Annotated in this window: 1 protein-coding gene; it reads right to left on the bottom strand. The window is 74.4% G+C overall.

The window, feature by feature from the left end; all coding sequences use genetic code 11:
- On the bottom strand, positions 1-1345 hold a 1345-nt coding region (locus ABZ576_RS34400), incomplete at both ends, for a non-ribosomal peptide synthetase (RefSeq protein WP_360750074.1).

Raw genomic sequence — 1345 nt, 5'->3', positions numbered from 1 at the left:
AACACAGGACGCGCCACCCGCTCCAGCGCCATCTGGACCCGGCCCTGCCCCTCCCCCAGCACCACCGCCAACTCCGCCGGCGAAGGCGCCGCGAACAGGGCGCGGGGCGCCAGCTCGCAGCGGAACGCCTTGCGGATGCGGATGATGAGCCGGGTGGCGAGCAGCGAGTGGCCGCCCAGATCGAAGAAGCTGTCGTCGGGTCCGACCCGCGGCACGTCGAGGACCTGGGCGAAGAGGAGGCAGAGCAGTTCCTCCTGCGGTGTACGCGGTGCGCGTGCCCGGCCACCGGTCTGCTCCGGGTCCGGCAGCGCCCGCTCGTCGATCTTCCCGTGCGCGGTGCGGGGGATCTCGTCCAGCACGACGACGGCCGACGGCACCAGGTGCTCGGGCAGCTCGTCCTGTGACCACGCGCGCAGTTCGCCGCCGTCGAGGGTCCGGCCGGCGGCCGGTACGGCGTACGCCAGGAGCTGGAGATCGTCGTGGGGGCCGGGACGGACGATCACGGCGGCCTGGGCGACGGCGGTGTGCCGGAGCAGCGCGGACGCCACCTCGCCGGGTTCGACGCGGAAGCCCCGGATCTTGACCTGTTCGTCGGTACGGCCGAGGTACTCCAGCTCTCCGTCGGCGTTCCAGCGGACCAGGTCGCCGGTGCGGTACATCCGTGTCCCGGCCGGGCCGTACGGATCGGCGAGGAACCGCGAGGCGGTCAGGGCCGGCCGCCGGCCGTAGCCCCGGGCCAGCCCCTCGCCCGCGATGTACAGCTCACCCGGCACACCCGGTGCCACCAGCCCGAGCGAGTCGTCCAGCACGTACAGCCGGGTGTTCGCCACCGGACCGCCGATCGGCGGGGAGCCGGGCGACAGATCGCCGCTCATCGAGGCGCAGACGGTCGCCTCGGTGGGGCCGTAGGCGTTGACCATGCGGCGGCCGGGCGACCATCGCGCGGTCAGCTCGGGGGTGCACGCCTCGCCCGCCACCACCAGGGTCCGCAGGTCGGGCAGTTGTGCGGTGGCCTCGGCGGGCAGGGTCGCCAGCACGGTGGGCGGCAGGGTGAGGTGGGTGACGCGCTGCTCGCGCAGGACGGCCGCCAGGTCCTCGCCGGCGAGGCGGTCGGTCTCGGGCAGCACCAGGGCGGCGCCGGAGCCGAGGGCCATCACGAGTTCCCAGACCGTGGCGTCGAAGCCGAGCGCGGCGAACTGCAGCACCCGGGAACCTCCACCGGCCCCGAGCCGCCGCTGGGCCGCCGCCATGCTCGTGAGTCCGCGGTGGGTCACCACGACGCCCTTGGGCCGGCCGGTCGAGCCGGAGGTGTAGATGACGTACGCCGGGTGGTCGACGACCAGGG

Origin of the sequence: Streptomyces sp. NPDC013455, from assembly GCF_040632975.1 — a bacterium.
Taxonomy (GTDB): Bacteria; Actinomycetota; Actinomycetes; order Streptomycetales; family Streptomycetaceae; genus Streptomyces.
The sequence above is the reverse complement of the archived record's forward strand: the minus strand, read 5'-3'. Positions and strand labels throughout refer to the sequence as shown.